The sequence below is a fragment of the Cellulomonas sp. PSBB021 genome (assembly GCF_002240455.1).
Classification (GTDB): Bacteria; Actinomycetota; Actinomycetes; order Actinomycetales; family Cellulomonadaceae; genus Cellulomonas; species Cellulomonas uda.
In genome coordinates this window covers 3,005,826-3,025,908 of sequence record NZ_CP021430.1, presented here as the reverse complement: position 1 = coordinate 3,025,908, position 20,083 = coordinate 3,005,826, and the positions used below count along the sequence as shown (strand labels likewise).

The 20,083-nt window shown below is 74.6% G+C and carries 15 protein-coding genes; 11 read left to right on the top strand and 4 right to left on the bottom strand.

Annotated elements, in window-relative coordinates; genetic code table 11:
• Nucleotides 1-102 precede the first annotated feature (102 nt).
• On the top strand, nt 103-1,404 hold the full coding sequence (locus CBP52_RS13910; protein WP_094182401.1) for an MFS transporter: 1,302 nt from the start codon (nt 103-105) through the stop codon (nt 1,402-1,404).
• Between the two features lie 61 nt (nt 1,405-1,465).
• Nucleotides 1,466-1,900, top strand: a complete 435-nt coding sequence (locus CBP52_RS13905; RefSeq protein WP_094181449.1) for a hypothetical protein — start codon at nt 1,466-1,468, stop codon at nt 1,898-1,900.
• Here the strand turns inward: CBP52_RS13905 and CBP52_RS13900 are convergent.
• Nucleotides 1,897-3,366: a CCA tRNA nucleotidyltransferase gene (locus CBP52_RS13900; protein ID WP_198303463.1), complete on the bottom strand. Its 1,470-nt coding sequence runs from the start codon at nt 3,364-3,366 to the stop codon at nt 1,897-1,899. The genes CBP52_RS13905 and CBP52_RS13900 overlap by 4 nt on opposite strands.
• Nucleotides 3,367-3,447: 81 nt before the next feature.
• On the opposite strand from CBP52_RS13900, the gene CBP52_RS13895 reads away from it, so the two are divergent.
• From CBP52_RS13895 to CBP52_RS13860, 8 genes are all read left to right on the top strand, one after another.
• Nucleotides 3,448-4,011 carry an NUDIX hydrolase gene (locus tag CBP52_RS13895; protein ID WP_174773851.1) on the top strand — a complete coding sequence of 188 codons (564 nt, stop codon included), beginning with the start codon at nt 3,448-3,450 and terminating at the stop codon, nt 4,009-4,011.
• Nucleotides 4,008-6,374: a DUF6049 family protein gene (locus CBP52_RS13890; RefSeq protein WP_094181448.1), complete on the top strand. Its 2,367-nt coding sequence runs from the start codon at nt 4,008-4,010 to the stop codon at nt 6,372-6,374. The genes CBP52_RS13895 and CBP52_RS13890 overlap by 4 nt, the downstream gene beginning before the upstream one ends.
• A complete protein-coding gene (gene murJ, locus CBP52_RS13885; RefSeq protein WP_232514507.1) occupies nt 6,371-8,488 on the top strand; it encodes a murein biosynthesis integral membrane protein MurJ in 2,118 nt (705 codons plus the stop codon). The genes CBP52_RS13890 and murJ overlap by 4 nt, the downstream gene beginning before the upstream one ends.
• Before the next feature lie 61 nt (nt 8,489-8,549).
• Nucleotides 8,550-10,799: a protein kinase family protein gene (locus CBP52_RS13880; protein ID WP_157732640.1), complete on the top strand. Its 2,250-nt coding sequence runs from the start codon at nt 8,550-8,552 to the stop codon at nt 10,797-10,799.
• A gap of 149 nt (nt 10,800-10,948) precedes the next feature.
• Nucleotides 10,949-11,944 (top strand): thioredoxin-disulfide reductase, encoded by a 996-nt coding sequence (trxB, locus tag CBP52_RS13875; protein WP_094181446.1) that lies wholly within the window; start codon nt 10,949-10,951, stop codon nt 11,942-11,944.
• Nucleotides 11,941-12,261 carry a thioredoxin gene (gene trxA / locus CBP52_RS13870; protein WP_094181445.1) on the top strand — a complete coding sequence of 107 codons (321 nt, stop codon included), beginning with the start codon at nt 11,941-11,943 and terminating at the stop codon, nt 12,259-12,261. The genes trxB and trxA overlap by 4 nt, the downstream gene beginning before the upstream one ends.
• A 106-nt stretch (nt 12,262-12,367) precedes the next feature.
• A complete protein-coding gene (locus CBP52_RS13865) occupies nt 12,368-13,711 on the top strand; it encodes a PLP-dependent aminotransferase family protein (RefSeq protein ID WP_094181444.1) in 1,344 nt (447 codons plus the stop codon).
• A 41-nt stretch (nt 13,712-13,752) separates the two neighbouring features.
• A complete protein-coding gene (locus tag CBP52_RS13860; protein WP_094182397.1) occupies nt 13,753-14,784 on the top strand; it encodes a D-alanine--D-alanine ligase in 1,032 nt (343 codons plus the stop codon).
• A gap of 31 nt (nt 14,785-14,815) precedes the next feature.
• Here CBP52_RS13860 and CBP52_RS13855 read toward each other — a convergent pair whose 3' ends face one another.
• The 3 genes from CBP52_RS13855 to rsmG all read right to left on the bottom strand — a co-directional run bounded on the left by CBP52_RS13855 (nt 14,816) and on the right by rsmG (nt 18,451).
• Complete coding sequence (locus tag CBP52_RS13855) at nt 14,816-16,042, bottom strand: ParB/RepB/Spo0J family partition protein (protein WP_094181443.1); 1,227 nt, start codon at nt 16,040-16,042, stop codon at nt 14,816-14,818.
• Nucleotides 16,039-17,340: a ParA family protein gene (locus tag CBP52_RS13850; protein WP_369826231.1), complete on the bottom strand. Its 1,302-nt coding sequence runs from the start codon at nt 17,338-17,340 to the stop codon at nt 16,039-16,041. The genes CBP52_RS13855 and CBP52_RS13850 overlap by 4 nt, the downstream gene beginning before the upstream one ends.
• A 295-nt stretch (nt 17,341-17,635) precedes the next feature.
• The gene (gene rsmG, locus CBP52_RS18015) at nt 17,636-18,451 is read right to left on the bottom strand and encodes a 16S rRNA (guanine(527)-N(7))-methyltransferase RsmG (protein WP_232514506.1); all 816 of its coding nucleotides are present in this window, start codon (nt 18,449-18,451) and stop codon (nt 17,636-17,638) included.
• Here rsmG and CBP52_RS18770 point away from each other — a divergent pair.
• On the top strand, nt 18,332-18,673 hold the full coding sequence (locus CBP52_RS18770; protein WP_369826356.1) for a pentapeptide repeat-containing protein: 342 nt from the start codon (nt 18,332-18,334) through the stop codon (nt 18,671-18,673). The genes rsmG and CBP52_RS18770 overlap by 120 nt on opposite strands.
• The last annotated feature ends 1,410 nt before the right edge of the window (nt 18,674-20,083 follow it).

Below are 20,083 nucleotides of genomic sequence, written 5' to 3'. Positions count from 1 at the left end.
GGGGTCGAGGGTCGGCCGGTCACGTGACGTGGCCCACGGCGGCACGACGACGAGCGCGCGGGCGTCGCGACCGGCGGTCCCGCGGGTGCGAGGATGACGCGCGTGCAGGTGATCGCGGACCTCAAGGCGCTGTGGCCGCTGCGGGGGTTCCGCAGGCTCCTGTCGGTGCGGCTCGTCAGCCAGTGCGCCGACGGCATGTTCCAGGTGGGCCTCGCGACGCTGTTCTTCTTCTCCCCCGAGAACGCGACGACCGCCGGGGGCGTCGCGGCCGCGTTCGCGGTGCTGCTGGCGCCGTTCACGATCGTCGGACCGTGGGCGGGGGTGCTGCTCGACCGGTGGCCACGCCGCCAGGTGCTGCTCGTCGGGAACGTGGTGCGGCTCGTGCTGACGCTCGCGACCGCCGCCGTGATGGTGACCGCCGGCGTCGGGCCCGCGGTCTACGTGCTCGCGCTCGTCGTGCTGTCCGTCAACCGGTTCCTGCTGTCCGCGCTGTCCGCGTCGCTGCCGCACGTCGTCGAGGGGCGGCTGCTGCTCACCGCGAACTCCGTGACGCCGACGCTCGGCACCGCCGCGAACGGCGTCGGCAGCGCCGTCGGGCTGGTGCTCGGCTGGGTGCTCCCGGCGGGCTCGACGCGAGACGGTGCGGCGCTCGTCCTCGCCGCGCTCACCATGGGCGCGGCCGCCGTCGTCGCCGCCGGCTTCGCGCGGGACCGGCTCGGTCCCGACGAGGAGTCCGACGCCGCCCGGATGACGGCCGCGCTGCTCGTCCTGCTGCACGGTCTCGTCGAGGGCGCCCGCTACCTCGTCGCGCGCCGCACCCCCGGGCTGGCGCTCGGTGTCATGGCGTACCACCGGTTCCTGTACGGCGTCGTGTTCATCGCGAGCATCCTCATCTCCCGCAACCTGCTCGCCGACCCGGCCGACGCCGCGCAGGGGCTCGCCACGTTCGCGACCGTGCTCGGCGCGACAGCCGTCGGGTTCGCGCTCGCGATCGTCCTGACGCCCACGCTCTCCCCGCGCACCGGCCTGCACGTGTGGATCACCGGCTGCCTGCTGCTCGCGGCGGTCAGCCAGGGGGTGCTCGCGTTCACCTACGCCCGTGGTCCCGTGCTCGCCGCCGCCGCCCTGCTCGGCCTCGCCGCGCAGGGCACCAAGATCGCCGTCGACACCATCGTCCAGCGCGACACCGGCGACGCGTACCGCGGGCGGGCGTTCGCGCTGTACGACGTGCTCTACAACGCGGCCTTCGTCGGGGCCGCCGCGCTCGCCGCCGCGACCCTGCCCGACACCGGATGGTCCGCCGGGCTGTTCGTCGTCCTGGCGCTCGGCTACGTCGTCGGCGCGCTGGGGTACGGCCTCGCGACCCGCCGCCACCCCGTCCCCGTACCCGTCCCTGCCGCGTAGTCGCACGTCAGAACGTTTCGGACGCCCCCACGGACGTCCGGTATCGCTACGGTTGCGGTCCGTGCCCCGCAGACACCGGATCATCCCCCTCGTCCCGGTCCTCGCGACGCTCCTGGCCGCCGGCTGCGGCACCGCCGCCGCCCCCGGCTCCGCGGACATCGCCCTCACCTACGCCGACGAGAGCGGCCGGCAGCAGGAGCTCAGCATCCAGGCCGACGCGACCGTGTGCACCGACGACATCACCCCCGACCGTCGGCGCCTCGCCACCGCCGACGGCACGGTCGCCGCGCTGGTCGACCCGCTCGGCGAGGCGCAGGTCCGGGTGCGGATCGACGACGAGCTGACGTTCCAGTCGACGACCGCCGGCCGCGGCGACCGCGACGGGCTCCGGCTCGAGGACGTGGAGGGCATCGTGGTGCGCATCCCCGTGTCCGGGATCCAGAAGAAGATCAGCGAGGGCGCCCGCATCACCGGAACCCTCGACTGCCCCGCCTAGGAGCGGGCGGACCACCAGGCGCGCAGCTCGGACTCGGCGCGCTCGGGGCCGAGCGGGCCGTGCTCCATGCGCTGCGCGAGGAGGAACTTGTACGCCTCGCCGACCTCGCGCCCGGGCTTCAGACCCAGGATCGCCATGATCTGCGTGCCGTCGAGGTCGGGGCGGATGGAGTCGAGCTCCTCCTGGTCCTTCAGGCGTGCGATGCGCTCCTCGAGGTCGTCGTACGCGGCGGACAGGCGCTGCGCCTTGCGGACGTTGCGCGTGGTGCAGTCCGACCGCGTGAGCCGGTGCAGCCGCTCGAGCAGCGGGCCGGCGTCGGTGACGTAGCGGCGCACCGCGGAGTCGGTCCACCCGCCCTCGCCGTACCCGTGGAACCGCAGGTGCAGCTCGGTGAGCCGCGCGACGGCCTGCACGGTCGCCTTGTCGTAGCGCAGGGCCTTGAGCCGCTTCGCGACGAGCTTGGCGCCGACCATCTCGTGGTGGTGGAACGAGACACCGCCGCCCGGCTCGAACTTGCGGGTGCGGGGCTTGCCGATGTCGTGCAGCAGCGCGGCGAGCCGCAGCACCAGGTCCGGGCCGGGGACGGCGCCGTCGGGACCGGTCTCCAGCGCGATGGCCTTGTCGAGCACGGTCAGCGAGTGCTCGTACACGTCCTTGTGGCGGTGGTGCTCGTCGATCTCCAGGCGCAGCGCCGGCAGCTCGGGCAGCACGTGGTCGGCCAGGCCCGTCTCGACGAGCACCTGCAGGCCGAGGCGCGGCTGCGCGGACAGCAGCAGCTTGGACAGCTCGTCACGCACACGCTCGGCGGAGACGATCGCGATGCGCTCGGCCTGCTCGACGACCGCCGCGAGCGCCGCGTCGTCGACCGTGAAGCCGAGCTGGGCGGCGAACCGTGCGGCGCGCATCATGCGCAGCGGGTCGTCGTCGAACGACTGCCGCGGGTCCACCGGTGTGCGCAGCGTGCGGCGCGCGAGGTCCTCGAGCCCGCCGAACGGGTCGACGAACGTCAGCTCGGGCAGCCGCACGGCCATCGAGTTGACCGTGAAGTCGCGGCGCGACAGGTCGCCCTCGAGCGAGTCGCCGAACACGACCTCGGGCTTGCGCGACGTCGGGTCGTACGCGTCGGTGCGGTAGGTGGTGACCTCGACGACGACGTCCTCACCCCCGCGCCGCCTGCCGAACCGCCGCGCGCCGATCGTGCCGAACTCCCGGCCGATGTCCCAGTGCGCGTCACCCCAGCGCGCGAGCAGCGCCTGCGTCTCGTCGGGCGTCGCCGACGTCGTGAAGTCCAGGTCCGACGACGCGCGCCCCAGGAACGCGTCCCGCACGGGCCCCCCGACGAGCGCGAGCTCGTGACCCGCGTCCCGGAACAGCTCGCCGAGCTCGAGGGCGTCGGCCGGCAGCGTGGCGAGCACGCCGAGGGCGCGCTTCTGCAGCGCGAGGAGGGAGGGCGTGTCGTCGGGCACCCGCCCGATTCTAGGTGGCGCGAGCGCCCACCCCGCCGGTGGGTTCGGGTCCGACCGGAGCAAGTCGTTACAGTGGCACGCATGTCCGGCGCCGCGCACCCGTCCCCTCAGCGGGGCGTCCCGGCGCCGCCCGGAGGGCACCGGCTGCACGCCCCGCGGCCCGTCACGCCCCCGCGGCCGTCCGGCCCCGCCGCGGCACCGCTGCCCGTGGTGGACGAGACGTCGGCGGGCGGGCTCGTCGTGCAGCTGCGCGACGGCGTCTACCACGCGGCCGTGATCGCCCGCCGCAACCGCGGCGGACGGCTCGAGTGGTGCCTGCCGAAGGGCCACCTCGAGGGCGAGGAGACGCCCGAGGAGGCCGCGGTCCGCGAGATCGCCGAGGAGACCGGCATCCGTGGGCAGGTGCTGCGCCGGCTCGGCGTGATCGACTACTGGTTCTCCGGCGACGACCGCCGCGTCCACAAGGTGGTGCACCACTTCCTGCTCGGCGCGGTCGGCGGCACGCTGACCGTCGAGGGGGACCCGGACGGCGAGGCCGAGGACGCGGCGTGGGTGCCCGTCTCGATGCTGCCGGACCGGCTGGCGTACCCGAACGAGCGCCGGCTCGCCGAGGCCGCGCTCGTGGTGCTCGTCGGCGAGGCATGACCGGCGTCGAACCCCGGCCGGCACGCACGCGGGCGCCGTCGCCGGGCCGGGTCCGCGCGGCCCTGGCCGCGGTGCTGGCGCTCGCCGCCGCGCTCGTCGTCGCCCCCGCCGTGGCGCGCACCTCGAGCGCGCGCGCGGCCGACGAGGCGGTCGTCGACGTGCGCATCGTCTCGATCGCCCCGCAGGTGCTCGAGCCCGGTGAGGACCTGCGGGTGACGGTCGAGGTCACCAACACGACGAGCGCCCCCGTCGAGGACGCCCGCGCCGTGCTGTGGCTCAACCGGTTCCGCATGGGCTCGCGCGACGAGGTCGCCGCGTGGGCGGACCGCGGGCTCGACGAACCCGCGGGGCAGTCCGAGATCTCGGTGGACCTCACCGAGCCGCTCCTGCCCGACGCGGCGCGCACCGTGACGCTGACGCTGCCCGCGGACCAGGTCCACCTGACGAACCTGCCCGGCCTGTGGGGTGCGCGCGGCATGGCCGTCGAGGTCGCCGCGCGCGGCGACCGGCTGGGGCTCGAGCGGACGTACATCCTGTGGAACCCGACCGACGACCAGCCGCCGCGCGTGCCCGTGTCGGTCGTCCTGCCGTTCGTCGGCCCCGCGAACGCCCCCGTCGCGGCGCCCGCGCCCGACGACCTGCCCGGCAAGGACCCGTCCGACGCGCCCACCGCGACCGAGGGCGCCGCCGAGCCGACGTCCGCCGCCGCAGCCGCGGCCCGCGCGGCCGACGACGACCTCGACGCGCTCACCGCACCGGGCGGACGCCTGCGCGCGATGCTCGAGGCCGCGACCGTCGACGAGGACGTCACGGTCGTCGTCGACCCGTCGCTCCTGCCGCTCGCGGAGTCCGGCAGCGCGTCCTCGCAGCGGTTCGCGCAGCGCCTGCGCGCCGCGATCGCGAGCCACGACTCCTACGGCCTGCCCTGGGCGGACCCGGACGTCGCCGCGGTGCAGCACGCGGGCCAGGGCGCGTTGCTGCAGGTCGCCGCGGACCGCACGCAGGCCGAGCTCGAGAGCAGCGAGCACCTGCTGCTGTGGGCGGCGGACGCGGGCACGCCCGACGACGTGACGCTGGCCGCGGTCTCCGGCGCGGGCGCCGCGGCGATCCTGGCGCCGCCGGCCCCGACCGCGGGCGCGTCCGGCTCGTCGTCCGAGGTCGCGCCCGACCGCTCGTCCGCCGCGTCCGGGGTGTCGTCCGACGACGCCTCCGACTCCGTGCGGACGTTCGAGGCGGGCGTCGGGCCCGTGACGACCGTCGTGCCGGACGCGGTGCTCTCGCGGCTCGTCGTGGGCGGCACCGCCACGGGCGACGGCACGTCCGGGAGCACGTCCGGGAGCACGCCCGCGAGCATCGCGCAGCGCGTGCTCGCCGAGCTCGCGGTCGTCTCGCACGAGGAACCCTCACCCGCGGGCGTCGTCGTCGCCACCGACCGCCTGACCGCGCCCGACAGCGCGGTCCTGGGCGCCGTGACGAGCGCGCTCGGCGCCGCGCCCTGGACCCGCACCGCCACCCTGTCCGAGGTGCTCGCGGAGCCGCGCGACGCGCGCGCCGACCGCGCCCCGGCCAGCACCACCGACCGCGACGAGCTCGACCCCGCCGCCGTGACGGCCCTCGCCGACGCGCGCGAGGCCGCGCGCTCGTTCAGCGAGGTGCTCGACGACCCCGACGCGTTCCTCGCCGGCATCGACGACCAGGTGCTCGCCCCCCTCGCGGTCGCCTGGCGGGCCGCACCCCGCGAGCGCGCCGAGCTGGTCGAGCAGACCGTCGAGCAGGTGCTCGCCCGGACCACCGGGCTGTCGATCGTCGAGACCAGCGACCTCAACGTCATCGCGACGACGAGCGACCTGCGCCTCACGGTGCGCAACGAGCTCGCCGTGCCCGTGCGCGCCCGGCTCGTCGTCGACCCCCGCAAGGCGTGCCTCACGGTCGGCGGGTTCGCCACGCCCGTCCTCGAGCCCGGCGACACGTCGGTCACGGTGCCGCTGGAGGCGCACGCCAACTGCGACGTGCTCGTCGAGGTGCAGCTGGTCGGCCCCGCCGGGCAGGACGTCGCCGAGCCCATCGCGTTCTCCGCGCGCGTCTCGCCCACGATCGAGAGCGTCGGCACGGTCGTCGTCGGCATCCTGCTGGCGCTCGGGCTCGCGCTCGGCATCGCGCGCACGGTCCGGCGCGGGCAGAGCGCCCGCCGCGGGGCACGCACCGTCTCGGAGTCGACCGGTCCCGTGACGCTGCCCGTCCTGGGCGGCACCCCCGCCGACGACGAGAGCCTCGCCGAGGGCACCGGCCCCGACGACGCGCCTGCCGGGGCCGACGACGACGCGCGCGAGGGCGAGGCGTCCGACGAGGGTGCCGCACGGTGAGCGACGCACCGGCCGACGACGGGCGCATGCGCCGCGGTGCGGCGCTCATGGCGTCCGGCACCGCCGTCTCCCGCCTGCTCGGGCTCCTGCGGTCGATGGTGCTGTTCGCCGCGATCGGCGCGACCGGCCAGGCCGCGGACGCCTTCGCCGTCGCCAACAAGCTCCCCAACGTCATGTACATGCTGCTCGTCGGCGGCGTCCTCAACGCGGTCCTCGTGCCGCAGGTGGTGCGCGCCTACAAGAGCGGCGCGGGTCAGGTCTACGTCGACAAGCTGCTGACCTTCGGGTTCGTCGTCCTCGCCGGCCTCACCGCCGTGCTCACGCTCGCCGCCCCGCTGCTCGTGCGGCTCTACGCGGACGCGGCCAGCCCGGCACAGATGGACCTGGCCGTCACGTTCGCGTACTGGTGCGTGCCGCAGGTCTTCTTCTACGGCGTGTACGCGCTGCTCGGGCAGGTGCTCAACGCACGGTCCTCGTTCGGGCCGTACATGTGGGCGCCCGTCGTCAACAACGTCGTGTCGATCGTCGGGTTCCTCGTGTTCATCGTCGCGTTCGGCGCGGTGCCCGAGTCCGGGTACGGCACCGCGCAGGCGTGGGGCACCTCGCAGGTCGTCGTGCTCGCCGGCGCCGCGACCCTCGGCGTCATGGCGCAGGCGCTCGTGCTGTTCCCCGCGCTGCGCGCCGCCGGCGTGCGCTACCGGCCCCGGTGGGGCGTGCGGGACGCCGGGCTGGGCCAGGCCGGCCGGGTCGCGACGTGGACGCTCGTCGGGCTCGCCGTCGGGCAGCTCGCGTACGTCGTCGTCTCGCGCGTCGTCTCGCAGGCGCCCGGTGCCGCCGACCGCGCCACCGACGTCGCGTCCAACGCCGCGTACGACGCGGCCTTCCTCATCTTCATGCTGCCGCACTCGCTCGTCACCGTGTCGCTCGCGACCGCGCTGTTCACGCGCCTCGCCGAGCAGGCGCACGACGGGGACTCGCGCGCCGTGCGCGCCACGCTGTCCTACGGCATGCGCGTCGTCGGCGTGTTCACCGTGCTCGCCGCCGCCGTCCTCGCGGTGCTCGCGATCCCCGTCACGCAGCTGATCCTTCCCTCCGCGACCGCCCAGGCCACCGACGCGGTCGCCCAGGTCGTCGTCGCGATGGTCGTCGGGCTGCCCGCGTTCGGCGCGTGGTCCATGTGCCAGCGCGTGTACTACGCGTACGAGGACACCCGGTCGATGGTGCCCGTGCAGGTCGTCATGGCGATCGTCGTCGTGCTCGGCGCGCTCGTCGGACGCGTCGTGCTGCCCGCGACCACCTGGGTCGTCGGCGTGGGCGTCGCGATGAGCGTGTCCTACCTCGTCGGGTCCGTCGTCGCGCTGCGGCACCTGCACCAACGGCTGCACGGCGTCGACGGCGGGCGCGTGCTGCGCCTGCACCTGCGGGCCGTGCTCGCCGCGGTCCCCGCGACCGTCGTCGGCCTCGGCCTCCTGCTGCTGCTGTCCTGGCTGCTCCCGGCGGGCTTCGTCACCGCGGCCGTGAAGTGCCTGCTCGTCGGGCTCGTCATGGTCCTCGTCTACGTCAAGGTCCTGCGCGCCCTGCGCGTCCGCGAGCTCGACGACCTGCTGCGACCCGTCGTCGGGCGGCTCGCCGGCGTGCGCCCGCTGCGCCCCCTGCTGCGGATCCTCACCCCCGCCGCCCCGCCCGCCCCCGAGCCGGAGCCCGACGACGCCGGCGCCCCCGCGCGCACCCCGCGCCGCGCGACCTCCCAGCCGCACTACCCGCTCACCCCGTGGGCCGCGTGGCCCGACGGCGGCGGGGGCGTGCCGATGGTCGCCGAGGCCCCGCCCGGGGCGGCGCCGCTCGTGCCCGAGCTGCCGCCCGCTCCACGTCCCCCGCGCACCGCGCGGTCGCGCCCGCACTACCCGCCCGGGCACCCGCTGTACCGGCCGAGCCGGCCCCTGTCCGACTGGCTGGGCGAGCAGGGCGACCCGGGGTCCTTCCCCGGCCCCGACCGTGGCCCCGCCCCGGGCTCCGGGCCGGGTTCCGGGCCGGGTTCCGACCCGCAGTCCGGGCCGTGGGACGACGGGCGTCCGTCCCCAGGTGGACCGCGGACCCCCGGGGGCCCCGTCTAGAGTGCTGGCAGGGCCCCGACCAGGGGTCGATGCGACGACGACGCAGCGCACGGAGGTGCACGTGAGCGAGGTGGTCGGACCCGGCACCGTGCTGTCCGGGCGGTACCGGGTGCGCGAGCAGGGCACCTGCGACGTGCCCGGGGTGTCCGTCTGGCACGCCACCGACCAGATCCTCGACCGGCCCGTGCGGGCCGTCGTGCTCTCCTCCGGAGCGGTCTCCGCCGCGCTCGACGGCGCCCGACGCGCCGCGCTCGTCTCCGACCCGCGGCTCGCGCGCGTCCTCGACGTCGGCACGCACGACCGGCTCGGCTACATCGTCACCGAGGACGTCGCCGGCCCGACGCTCGCCGAGCTCGTCGCGCGCGCCCCCCTCACGCCCGAGCAGGCCCGCGCGGTCGTCGGCGAGGCCGCCGCCGCGCTCGAGGTCGCCCGCCGGCGCGGGCTGCACCACCTCGCGCTGCGCCCGCGCTGCCTGCACCTCGTCGGCCCCGGGCGGGTCATGATCACCGGCCTCGGCATCGACGCGGCCGTCCTCGGCGTCGCGGACGGCGACGCCCGCACGACGAGCCGGCGGGACGCCGTCGACCTCGTCCGGCTCCTCTACACCGCGCTCACCGGCCGCTGGCCGGCGACGTCGAGCGACGCGATCGCACCCGGCGTGGCCTCCGCGCCCGGGAACGCCGGCGTGCCCGTGCCGCCGGTCGAGCTCGTCGCCTCCGTCACCAACGACCTGGACACGCTGTGCGCCGTCACGCTCGGGCCGCACGACGACGGGCCGCACACGCCCGGCGACCTCGTGCGTGAGCTCGAGCCGTGGGGTGCGATCCGTGCGGTGCAGGGCGGCGCCGACGCACCGACCGTCGCCTTGCCACCGGCCGTGCCGCCTGCCGTGCCGCCTGCCGTGCCGCCCGCTGTGCGAGGCGCCGGTGCGCCAGCCGTCGCGCCCGCCGGGACGGCGGTCGAGACTGGTCCGGGACACGCCCACGAGGGAGCCGCTGTGACCGACGACCGCGACACGACGAGCACGCCGCCGACCGGCACACCGGTGGGCTCGACCGACCCGACCCAGGTGCTCGGCAGCGCTGCGGCCCTCGCCGAGGCCGCCGGGGCTGCCGCATCCGGCGACGACGCGGCGGCGCACGGCATGCGGGAGGCCACCCCCGAGGACGACCTGCAGGACACCGCGCCCATCCGCGTGCAGCGGCAGTCCGTGCGGGACGCGTTCGGCGACGACTCGTCGCCCGCCGTGAACCGGCCCGGCACTCCCCCGCCCGCCGCACCGCTGCGCACCTCGGCGTTCGGCGGCTCCGCGGTCGCCCCGCCCGTCGGCTCGGGTCCCGCGCGCATCTCGACGCGGCCGGGCGCACCCGTCACGGAGGTGTCCGGCCCGGGCGCCACGATCCCGCTCGGCTCGATCCGCGCGTCCGTGTCCCCGTCGGGTCCCGCCTCGCCTCCGCCGTCGGTGCCGCCGGGCGGCCACCAGGGTCCCGGGGCCGGGCCCGGCGGCGGAGCTGTCGGCGGGGCGGGCGCCGGCTCGGGTGGGTCGCAGCCTCCCGTCGTGCCGCCGGGTGGCGGCTCTCCGTGGCCGGGTCCGTCGTCGGGCGACGACGACTTCTCGTCCGTGATGGGCGAGGTGGGCGACGAGCCGCCGCGTCGACGCGCGTTCGACCCGACCGCGCTCGTGCTCGCGGTCGTCGGCATCGGCGTGGTGATCGGCGTGGTGCTCGCGTTCAAGGCGCTGTTCTCGTCGCTCGACACGGGTGCCCCCGAACCGCGGCCCCAGGCCACGGCGTCCGAGCAGACCACCTCGGGTGAGCAGGAGCCGACCGGCGAGGCGACGGGAGAGCCGACGGGCGAGGAGTCGACGCCGCCCGCCTCCGGGGCGAAGCCCGTGATCGCGTCCGCGCGCAGCGTCGACCCGTCCGACGACGACGGCGAGCACGAGGAGGCCGTCGGCCGCGCGTTCGACGGCGACACGTCCACGTACTGGTACACGATGACGTACCAGCAGGCGAACTTCTCCGGCTTCAAGGACGGCGTCGGGTACGTGATGAAGCTCGAGGAGCCCGCGCTGGTCTCGACCGTCACGCTCAAGACCGGCTCGGAGGGCGGGAAGTTCCAGATCACCACCGGCGGGGCCGACGACCCGAGCGGCGGCGAGGTGCTCGGCTCCGGGTCGTTCGGTCCGGAGGTGACCGTGGATCTCGACAAGCCGACGGAGACCGACGTCGTCACGCTGTGGATCAGCGAGCTGCCGGCCGCGGCGGACGGGTCGTTCCGGCTCGAGCTCAACGAGATCTCGCTCGGCTGACGTTCCGCACGCGGTGCGGTGACGCCTCGACGCACCACCTCGTCCACAGCGAGGGGCGCGGCGGTGGCGGGGAACAGATCCGGCCTACGATCGGTTGACTGCGACAGCCCGCCACACCCGGCGACCCCTGCGACCCCGAGGACCGTCCTGTGACCGACCAGCCCATCCGCGAGCTCGTCATCGTCGGCTCCGGCCCTGCCGGCTACACCGCCGCGATCTACGCCGGACGCGCCGGCCTCGCACCGCTCGTCGTCGCCGGCTCCGTCACCGCGGGCGGCGCCCTCATGAACACCACCGAGGTCGAGAACTTCCCGGGCTTCCCCGCGGGCATCCAGGGCCCCGAGCTCATGGAGAACCTCCAGGGCCAGGCCGAGCGGTTCGGCGCCGAGGTGCTGTGGGACGACGCGACGTCGCTGTCCCTGACCGGCCCGGTCAAGGAGGTCACGGTGTCCGACGGCACGACGTACCGCGCGAAGGCCGTCATCCTGGCGACCGGCTCCGCGTACCGCGAGCTCGGCCTGGACGACGAGAAGCGCCTGTCCGGCCGCGGCGTCTCGTGGTGCGCGACGTGCGACGGCTTCTTCTTCAAGGACCAGGACATCCTGGTGGTCGGCGGCGGTGACTCCGCCGTCGAGGAGGCGACGTTCCTCACGCGGTTCGGCCGCTCGGTCACGCTCGTGCACCGCCGCGACCAGCTGCGCGCCTCGAAGATCATGGCCGACCGCGCCGCGGCCGACCCCAAGATCCAGTTCGCGTGGAACAGCGAGATCGTCGGGATCCACGGCGAGGAGAAGGTGTCCGGCGTGACGCTGCGCGACACCGTCACCGGCGAGACGCGCGAGCAGGACGCGGGCGCGGTCTTCGTCGCGATCGGGCACGTGCCGCGCACCGAGCTGCTGCTCGGCCAGGTGGACCTCGACGAGAACGGCTACATCGAGGTCCAGGGCCGCAGCACGCGGACCAACCTCGAGGGCGTCTTCGCGTGCGGTGACGTGGTCGACCACACGTACCGTCAGGCGATCACGGCCGCAGGCTCCGGCTGCGCAGCCGCGCTCGACGCGCAGCACTTCCTCGCGTCGCTCGGCGACGCGGTCGACCCGATGGTGCCCACCGAGGTGCCGGTCCTGGTGGAGGATGCCCGATGATCGACGTCACCGACGAGACGTTCCGCGCCGAGGTGCTCGAGTCCGAGATCCCGGTCGTCGTCGACTTCTGGGCGCCCTGGTGCGGCCCGTGCCGCATGGTCGCGCCCGTGCTCGCCGAGCTCGCGACGCAGTACGAAGGTCGCGTCAAGATCGTCAAGGTGAACTCCGACGAGAACCCGGTCGTCGTCGGCGACTACGGCATCGTCTCGATTCCGACGCTCAACATCTACTCCGGCGGCGAGCTGGTGAAGCAGGTCATCGGCGCCCGCCCCAAGGCCGCTTACGCCCAGGAGATCGAGGCGCTGCTCGCGGGCTGACCACCCGCGAGGTCCGCCCGGCATCACCGGGGCCTTCACACGACTCGTCCGTACGCGGGCCGTTTTTCCGTCCTGGGCACCCGACCCGGCGTGCAAGACTGCCAAGATGACCTCGCAGCCCTCGCCCCGGCCGGAGACGTCGGGCACCCCCACGTCCGCCGCCGCGGGTACGCGGCTCGACCCCTGGCTCGACGCGTACGCCGACCGCACGCACGGCATGCGCGCCTCGGAGATCCGGGCACTGTTCGCCGTGGCGAACCGGCCCGAGGTCGTCTCGCTCGCCGGCGGCATGCCGTTCCTCGACGGCCTCCCGCTGGACTCGCTCGCTCAGGTCGCCGCCCAGGTGGTGGCGCAGCGCGGGCTGCAGGCCCTGCAGTACGGCTCCGGTCAGGGCGACGAGACCCTGCGCGAGCAGATCCTCGAGGTGATGGCGCTCGAGGGGATCAGCGCCCACCCCGACGACGTCGTCGTCACCACCGGGTCGCAGCAGGCGCTCGACCTGGTCACGCGCGTCTTCATCAACCCAGGCGACGTCGTCGTCGCCGAGGCCCCCTCCTACGTCGGTGCGCTCGGTGTGTTCCGCGCCTACCAGGCCGACGTCGTGCACGTGCCGATCGACGAGCACGGGCTCATCCCTGCCGCGCTCGAGGAGACGCTGACCTCACTGGCCGCCGCGGGCCGGCAGACCAAGTTCCTCTACACCGTGCCGAACTTCCACAACCCCGCCGGGGTCTCGGTGTCGCTCGAACGGCGACCGCAGATCGTCGAGATCGCCCGCCGGCACGGCGTCCTCGTCCTCGAGGACAACCCGTACGGCCTGCTCGGCTTCGACCGCGACCCGTGGCCCGCGCTGCGCTCGTACGACGAGGACGGCGTCATCTACCTCGGCTCGTTCTCCAAGACGTTCGCCCCCGGCTACCGGGTCGGCTGGGCCGTCGCGCCGCACGCCGTGCGCGAGAAGCTCGTGCTGGCCTCCGAGTCCGCGATCCTGTGCCCCTCCAACGCGTCGCAGATCGCGATCTCGTCGTACCTGTCCACGTGCGACTGGCGGTCCCAGGTCAAGAGCTACCGCGAGCTGTACCGCGAGCGACGCGACGCGATGGTCGGCGCGCTCGCCGAGCACCTGCCCGAGGCGTCCTGGACCGTCCCCGACGGCGGCTTCTACACCTGGGTGCGGCTCCCCGAGGGCCTCGACGCGAAGGACATGCTCCCGCGCGCCGTCACCGCCCGAGTCGCCTACGTGCCCGGCACCGCGTTCTACTTCGACGGCACCGGCCGCGACCACATGCGGTTGTCCTTCTGCTACCCCACGCCCGAGCGGATCCGCGAGGGCGTGCGCCGCCTCGCGTCCGTCGTCTCCGCCGAGCGCGAGCTCGTCGAGATGTTCGGCACCGGCACCACGGACGAGCCCGCCGACGACGTCGTCGCGCCCGCACCCGACGTCCTGTGACGCAGCCTCCTGCCACCGCCTCGTCCTCGGAGCACGCACCCGTGACCTCGTCGTCAGCCCCCGCCCCGTCCGCGCCCGCGCCGCTCGTCCCCGGCTCGTCGGCCGCTCCCCGCGTCGCCCTCCTCGCCGGGGGTCTCTCGCACGAGCGCGACGTGTCGATCCGCTCCGGGCGGCGCGTCGCCGAGGCGCTGCGGTCGGCCGGCGTCGAGGTGAGTCTGCACGACGTCGACGCCGACCTCGTGCCCGCGCTCACCGAGCTCGCGCCCGACCTCGTCTGGCCCCTGCTGCACGGCGCGAGCGGCGAGGACGGCTCCGTGCGCGACGTCGTCCAGCTGCTCGGCCTGCGCCTGCTCGGCACCGGACCCCGCGCGAGCCGCGTCGCGTGGAGCAAGCCCATCGCCAAGACCGTCGTGTCCCGCGCCGGCATCGTCACGCCCGAGTTCGTGACCCTCCCGCAGTCTCTGTTCCGCGAGCTCGGGGCGGGGCGGGTGCTCGACGCGATCGTCGGCCGGCTCGGGCTGCCCGTCGTCGTGAAGCCGTCGCGCGGCGGGTCCGCCCTCGGGGTGAGCGTCGTGCGGTCCGCCGACGAGCTGCCCCGCGCGATGGTCGAGTGCTTCGCCTACGGCGGCACCGCCCTCATCGAGCGAGCGGTCAACGGCGTCGAGGTCGCGGTCTCCGTGGTCGACCTCGGCGACGGACCCGTGGCACTCCCCCCGATCGAGATCGTGACCGACGGGCCCTACGACTACGACGCGCGCTACAACCCCGGTCGCGTCGAGTACTTCGCGCCCGCGCGGCTCGCGCCCGAGACGCGCGCCGCCGTCGAGGACGTCGCCATCACCGCTCACCGCGCGCTCGGCCTCGCCCGGCTCTCCCGGGCGGACCTCATCATCGACGAGGACGGTGTCGTGCACTTCCTCGAGGTCAACGTGACCCCAGGGATGACGGAGACGTCGCTGTTGCCGCAGGCAGCAGAGGCCGCCGGGCACAACCTCGGGGCCTTGTACCGCGCGCTCGTGGAGGCGTCGCTCGCCGCCGAGCCGACCGGCCTGGCGGGCGTCGCGGCCCTCTGACCCGCTCGGCGCGCCGGGCCCACGCCGGCCGTCAGCCCTTCAGGAGGCCCGGGTCGTCGGGGGCGAGCGTCGAGAGGATCCGGTTCAGGTCCTGGACCGACGCGAACTCGACCGTGAGTCGCCCGCGCGACTTGCCGAGCTGCACCTTGACCCGCGTGTCGAGCCGGTCCGAGAGCCGGGTCGCCAGCTCGTCGAGCGCCTCGTTCCGCTGACCCGCCCGCGGCGCCGCACGACGCTGCCCCGGCGCCGCGTCGTCGCCACCGAGCGCGACGATCTCCTCCACGGCACGGACCGAGAGGCCCTCGGCGACGATCCGCTGCGCCAGCCGCTCGATCGCGGCGCCGTCCGCGAGCCCGAGGAGCGCTCGCGCGTGCCCCGCGGAGAGCACGCCCGCCGCGACGCGGCGCTGGACGAGCGGCGGCAGCTTGAGCAGGCGCAACGTGTTCGAGATCTGCGGCCGCGAGCGGTGGATACGCGTCGCGAGCTGCTCGTGGGTGCAGCCGAAGTCGTCGAGCAGCTGCTGGTATGCCGCCGCCTCCTCGAGCGGGTTGAGCTGCGAGCGGTGGAGGTTCTCCAGCAGCGCATCGCGCAGCAGGTCCCCGTCCTCCGTCTCACGGATGATCGCCGGGATCGTCTCCAGGCCCGCTGCCTGCGTCGCCCGCCAGCGCCGCTCACCCATGATGAGCTCGTAGCCGTCGTCGACCTGGCGCACGACGACGGGCTGCAGCACACCGATCTCGCGGATCGACCCGACGAGCTCGTCGAGCGCCTCTTCCTCGAAGACCGTGCGCGGCTGCTTCGGGTTCGGCCGGATCGAACCGACCGGGAGCTCGGCGAACCGCGCGCCCGGCACCGGCACGAGCCCGTCCCCGTCGTCGACGGCCGGGTACGCGTCCGGCACCGCTGCGGCCGTGGCGTCCGACGCGACGCCGGCGTCCGACTCGCTCGTGCCGTCCGACGTGGCCGTGCGGTTCGACGCGGCCGGCGCGGCATCCACGGCGGCGCTCGTCACGTCGTCGGTCACGGTGCTCGCCGGGACGGTACCGGTCGGCGAGGCATCGCTCGTCGGCGTCGTGGCGACCGCGTCGTCGACCACGGCCGTCGCCGTCGCGATAGGTCCGGACTCGGCGTGCTGGTCCCCGAGGTCCGGGAAGAAGACGTCGACCGGACGGTCCTTGGGGGCGGGGCGCTGTCCGTCGAGCCCTGCGGGGATCAGCGCGCCCAGGCCGCGGCCCAGTCCACGTCGCTTCTCGCTCATCGGTCCTCCTCCGTGCCGCTGGTCGCGGTCACGCTGGTCGGTGTGGTGTCGGTGCCGGCCGCGGCGCCCCGCTCGGCGATCTCGCGCGCCGCCTCGAGGTACGCCAGCGCGCCGGACGAGCCGGCGTCGTACGTCATGACGGTCTGTCCGTAGCTCGGTGCCTCCGAGATCCGCACCGAGCGCGGCACGGTGGTCCGCAGCGTGCGCTCCGGGAAGTGCTCACGGACCTCGGCGGCCACCTGCTGTGCGAGGTTCGTGCGAGCGTCGTACATGGTGAGCAGGATCGTGGAGACATGCAGGTCCGGGTTCAGATGAGCCTGGATGAGCTGGATCGTCTTGAGCAGCTGGCTCAGACCCTCGAGCGCGTAGTACTCGCACTGGATCGGGATGAGCACCTCGCGTGCGACGACGAACGCGTTGACCGTGAGCAGGCCGAGGCTCGGGGGGCAGTCGACGAAGACGTAGTCGATGCGCTCCATGCCGTTGTCTATGCGCCACTGCAGGTACGCGTCGAGCGCACTGCGCAGCCGTGTCTCCCGAGCCACCATCGAGACGAGCTCGATCTCGGCGCCCGAGAGGTCGATGGTCGCCGGCAGGCACCACAGGCGGGGCACGTCCGGGCTCTCCTGCACCGCCTCCGCGATGGGGGCGCCCTCGACCAGCACCTCGTAGATGGAGGGAGTTCCCGCGCGGTGCTCGATGCCCAGCGCCGTCGACGCGTTCCCCTGCGGGTCGTTGTCGAGCACCAGGACGTTCAGCCCCGACTGCGCGAGTGCCGCGGCGAGGTTCACCGTGGTCGTCGTCTTGCCGACGCCACCCTTCTGGTTCGCCACTGTCACCACTCGCGTCTCGGCGGGTCGCGGGAACTGCCGACCCCGCAGCTCGATGCGCCGACGCGCGTCCAGCTGGAGCTCGGCCATCAGCGGGGTGTCGGGCGTCGCCGTCGGCAGGCTCTCCACCAGTGCCGCGCGGCGCTGCTCCTCGGGGTCCAGGTCAGCCAGCGGTGCCGGCGTCTCCGGACGCGCGAGCGACTCCCCCGCTCCCGTTTCACGTGAAACGGGAGCGGTCGGGTTCAGGGTCGAGGCGTGCTCCACGGGGGCAGCCGCTCCGTTCAGGTGGTCGTCGGCGCCGTCGTGCGTCGCCGTGTCGTCGCGGCCGTCCGACGAGTCGTCGTGGATCTCGACGCTCTCGACCAGCTCAGCCGTCGCGGTCTCCCCCTGCGCCTGGATCCCCCAGGTCGCGGCCCACGTCGCGGCGCGCCCTTCACTCTCCTGGCGCTCGTCGCCATCCGCAGGCACGTCCGGCCCGGGTCCACCGTGGTGCTCGGGAGCCAGCCCGTCCTGGGCCGCGGGAAGCTCACCGGCCGCCGTAGGCGCGGTCGCCTGCTCGTCGCGCGACTCATCCGGGACGGGCGACGGTGCGCCGTCGCTCCGCGGTGCCGACGCGGGCGCTTCCACGTGAGCGACCCGCTCGACGTCGGCCGCCGCCGGGGGCGAGGGCTGCGCCACGGGCGCCGGTTCGGCGCGTGCCGCCTCGACGGGAGTCGCGGGCCACGCCGCGGTCGCGGGAACAGGCTGGGGCGCGCGCCCCTGCTTACGCCTTCCGAACACTCTTCCGCCCTTCGTGCACGGCGACGACGACGCGGGTCGGCTCGACGCCGACCAGCGTGCTGACCTCGTGCAGCTCCACGGCCCCCACCTGCGCGCGACGCGCCGCGCGGCGGCCGTTCTCGATCTCTTCCGCGGCACGGGCGCCCTTGAGCGCCACCAACATGCCGCCGGGCCGGATGAGCGGCGTCGCCCACCCGTACAGCTTCTCCATCGCGGCGACCGCGCGGGTCGTGACCGCGTCGACCTGCAGGTCGAGAGCCTCCTGCGCCCGTGCTCTGCGCACCTCGGCGTTCGAGAGGCCGAGGTGTGCGACGACCTCGTTCAGCCAGTCGGTCCGCCGCTCCATCGGCTCGAGGAGCACCACGTGGGCATCCGGGAGCATCGCGGCGACCACGACCCCGGGCAGGCCCGCGCCGCTCCCCAGATCGACGATCGAGCCGCTCCTCGGGAGGAACGGCACAGCGGCCGCCGAGTTGAGCAGGTGCCGCTCCCAGAGCCGGCCCACCTCACGCGGACCGATCAGGCCGCGGAGGACTCCCTGCTCGGTGAGCATCGCGTGGAAGGCGTCGACCTGGTCCCACGCATCAGCGAAGAGCTCGGGAAGCCGGGGGTCGCCCTCGAGGGCGTCGCGGACCGGCTCGGACTCAGGCTCGAGGACCTGCTCTCGCTCGAGCGCCTGATCTCCTGCAACCTGATCTCCTGCAACCTGATCTCCTGCAACCTGATCTCCTGCAACCTGGTCTCCTGCAACCTGGTCTCCGTCGACCTCGTGGCTCTCGGCCGCGCCGCTCTCACCCACCGACGCCACCTCTCGTTCCACGTGAAACCCTCCTGCAGGCCGCCAGAACGCGGACCGCCGCGCGACAACCCACCGTACCGGCTGGACGGGTCCAGCCAGACGCGCCGCACGCTGATGTGCACAACCTCTCGTGCCGAGTTTCGGCAGGTCGCGCGCCGCGTCCCCCCGGCCCCACCAGTACGCAGCCACTCCCCGTCCCGGCCGCGCCGGCCTGTGCGCTGAGGATCCCGCCTCGCGCTCACACCGTTCCAGCCGTGTAGGTGCTCGCCCGCGCCGTTCTGTGTCGTCCGCGTCCGCCGTTCCAGCCGTTCGACGACCGTCCGGCGTACGCCTCCCCGGTGGCTCGCGCGCTCTGCGTTGCTCCAGGCGGTGCTGGGACGGTCCTCCCGACGTGCCCGCCAGTTCGCCCGCCCGTTGCTGCCCCGGTGTCTCTGCGCGGTGGCACTCCCATGTTCTCTGCGCGGTGGCACTCCCATGTGCCTTCGGCGAGCCGGCTGCGCCGCCCCGCCCTGCCGCCGGACCCCGCTCGCGTCGCAGGTCTGACACGCGCGCCGAGGGCGCGGACCTGCACGAGTCGGCGGTGCCCGTGTCGCTGCCGCCTGACCATGCACTTCCCGGTCGGCGACACCCACCGACCATCCGGTTCACGGCCCTGGGCCGCGCACCTGGTGAGGGCGTCACGGTGTTCCACGTGAAACAGGCCTCGTGGGGACCGGACCGTCCGTTGCTCGCTGTGGGTGCACCGACTCCTCTGCCTGCGGCGAGCCCTTTGCCGACCCCCGCCGGGGCCCTCTCCTGTGCGAGGCGGCTGACCCGCCGGAACACCGGCATTCGTGTCATCAGGCGGCGTGCCTCCACACCGGGGGGCCCCGGCGCTCGCCTCCCGTTGGGATGCGATCGTCGCGCCTGCTCGACGATCGTGCGGGTGCGGCGTCCAGGCAGCTGCGCGACCCAGACAGTGGCGCAATGCAGATCGTGGCGGCGACGCCACCGGCTGGGCCAGGCCGGGCGGGCCGCCACAGCCGTCCCCCGCGCGCCGGAGCGCAAGCCCGTCATCTCTCGGACCCCGCGCTGCGATCCGCTAGAACGGAGGTCGGTTGCACCGTACGCGGCGGCACACACCGGTGACTGTGGGTCGCCGTCGTCTGCGGCGGGTCGCGGCGCCGATACCGATCTGCAGCGGAGGCGCCCCGCGCAACTGCTTGCCGCGGAGGTGAGCGGTGCCTTCGGTCCTCAGACCTCCCTCATGGCTTCGTTTCACGTGAAACTCGTTCCACTTCCCCTAGGTGCGGGCGGCCGCCTGCCTCCGCCCCGTTGCGGGACTCAAGGCACGGGGAGATCCACCCGCCTCCACAGCCGCTCCGTCGCGCGTCCACAGCCGCTCCGTCGCGCGTCCACGGCCGCTCCATCGCGCGCGTGCCCGCCGCAGCGCGCCCACGCCCCCGCGCACGGATCCCGGACCTCTCTGCCATGCCGCGCGTCTGCGCCCGGCCTGCCGCCGCTACCGGGCGACGCATGTCTTCACTGCGCGGCGAGTGCTTGACGTCCCCGCACCTTGGTGGCCCGCACGGGGTGGCGATCAGACTGGCGCACCCTCTGAGCTCGACTGTGGCGATCCAGCCCGCGTCGCGT

Bases quoted from the DNA above. Each gene is read 5' to 3' on its own strand.
- CBP52_RS13895 (WP_174773851.1), top strand. From the start codon at position 3,448: ATGTCCGGCGCCGCGCACCCGTCCCCTCAGCGGGGCGTCCCGGCGCCG.
- CBP52_RS13890 (WP_094181448.1), top strand. From the start codon at position 4,008: ATGACCGGCGTCGAACCCCGGCCGGCACGCACGCGGGCGCCGTCGCCG.
- trxA (WP_094181445.1), top strand. From the start codon at position 11,941: ATGATCGACGTCACCGACGAGACGTTCCGCGCCGAGGTGCTCGAGTCC.
- CBP52_RS13865 (WP_094181444.1), top strand. From the start codon at position 12,368: ATGACCTCGCAGCCCTCGCCCCGGCCGGAGACGTCGGGCACCCCCACG.
- CBP52_RS13855 (WP_094181443.1), bottom strand. From the start codon at position 16,042: ATGAGCGAGAAGCGACGTGGACTGGGCCGCGGCCTGGGCGCGCTGATC.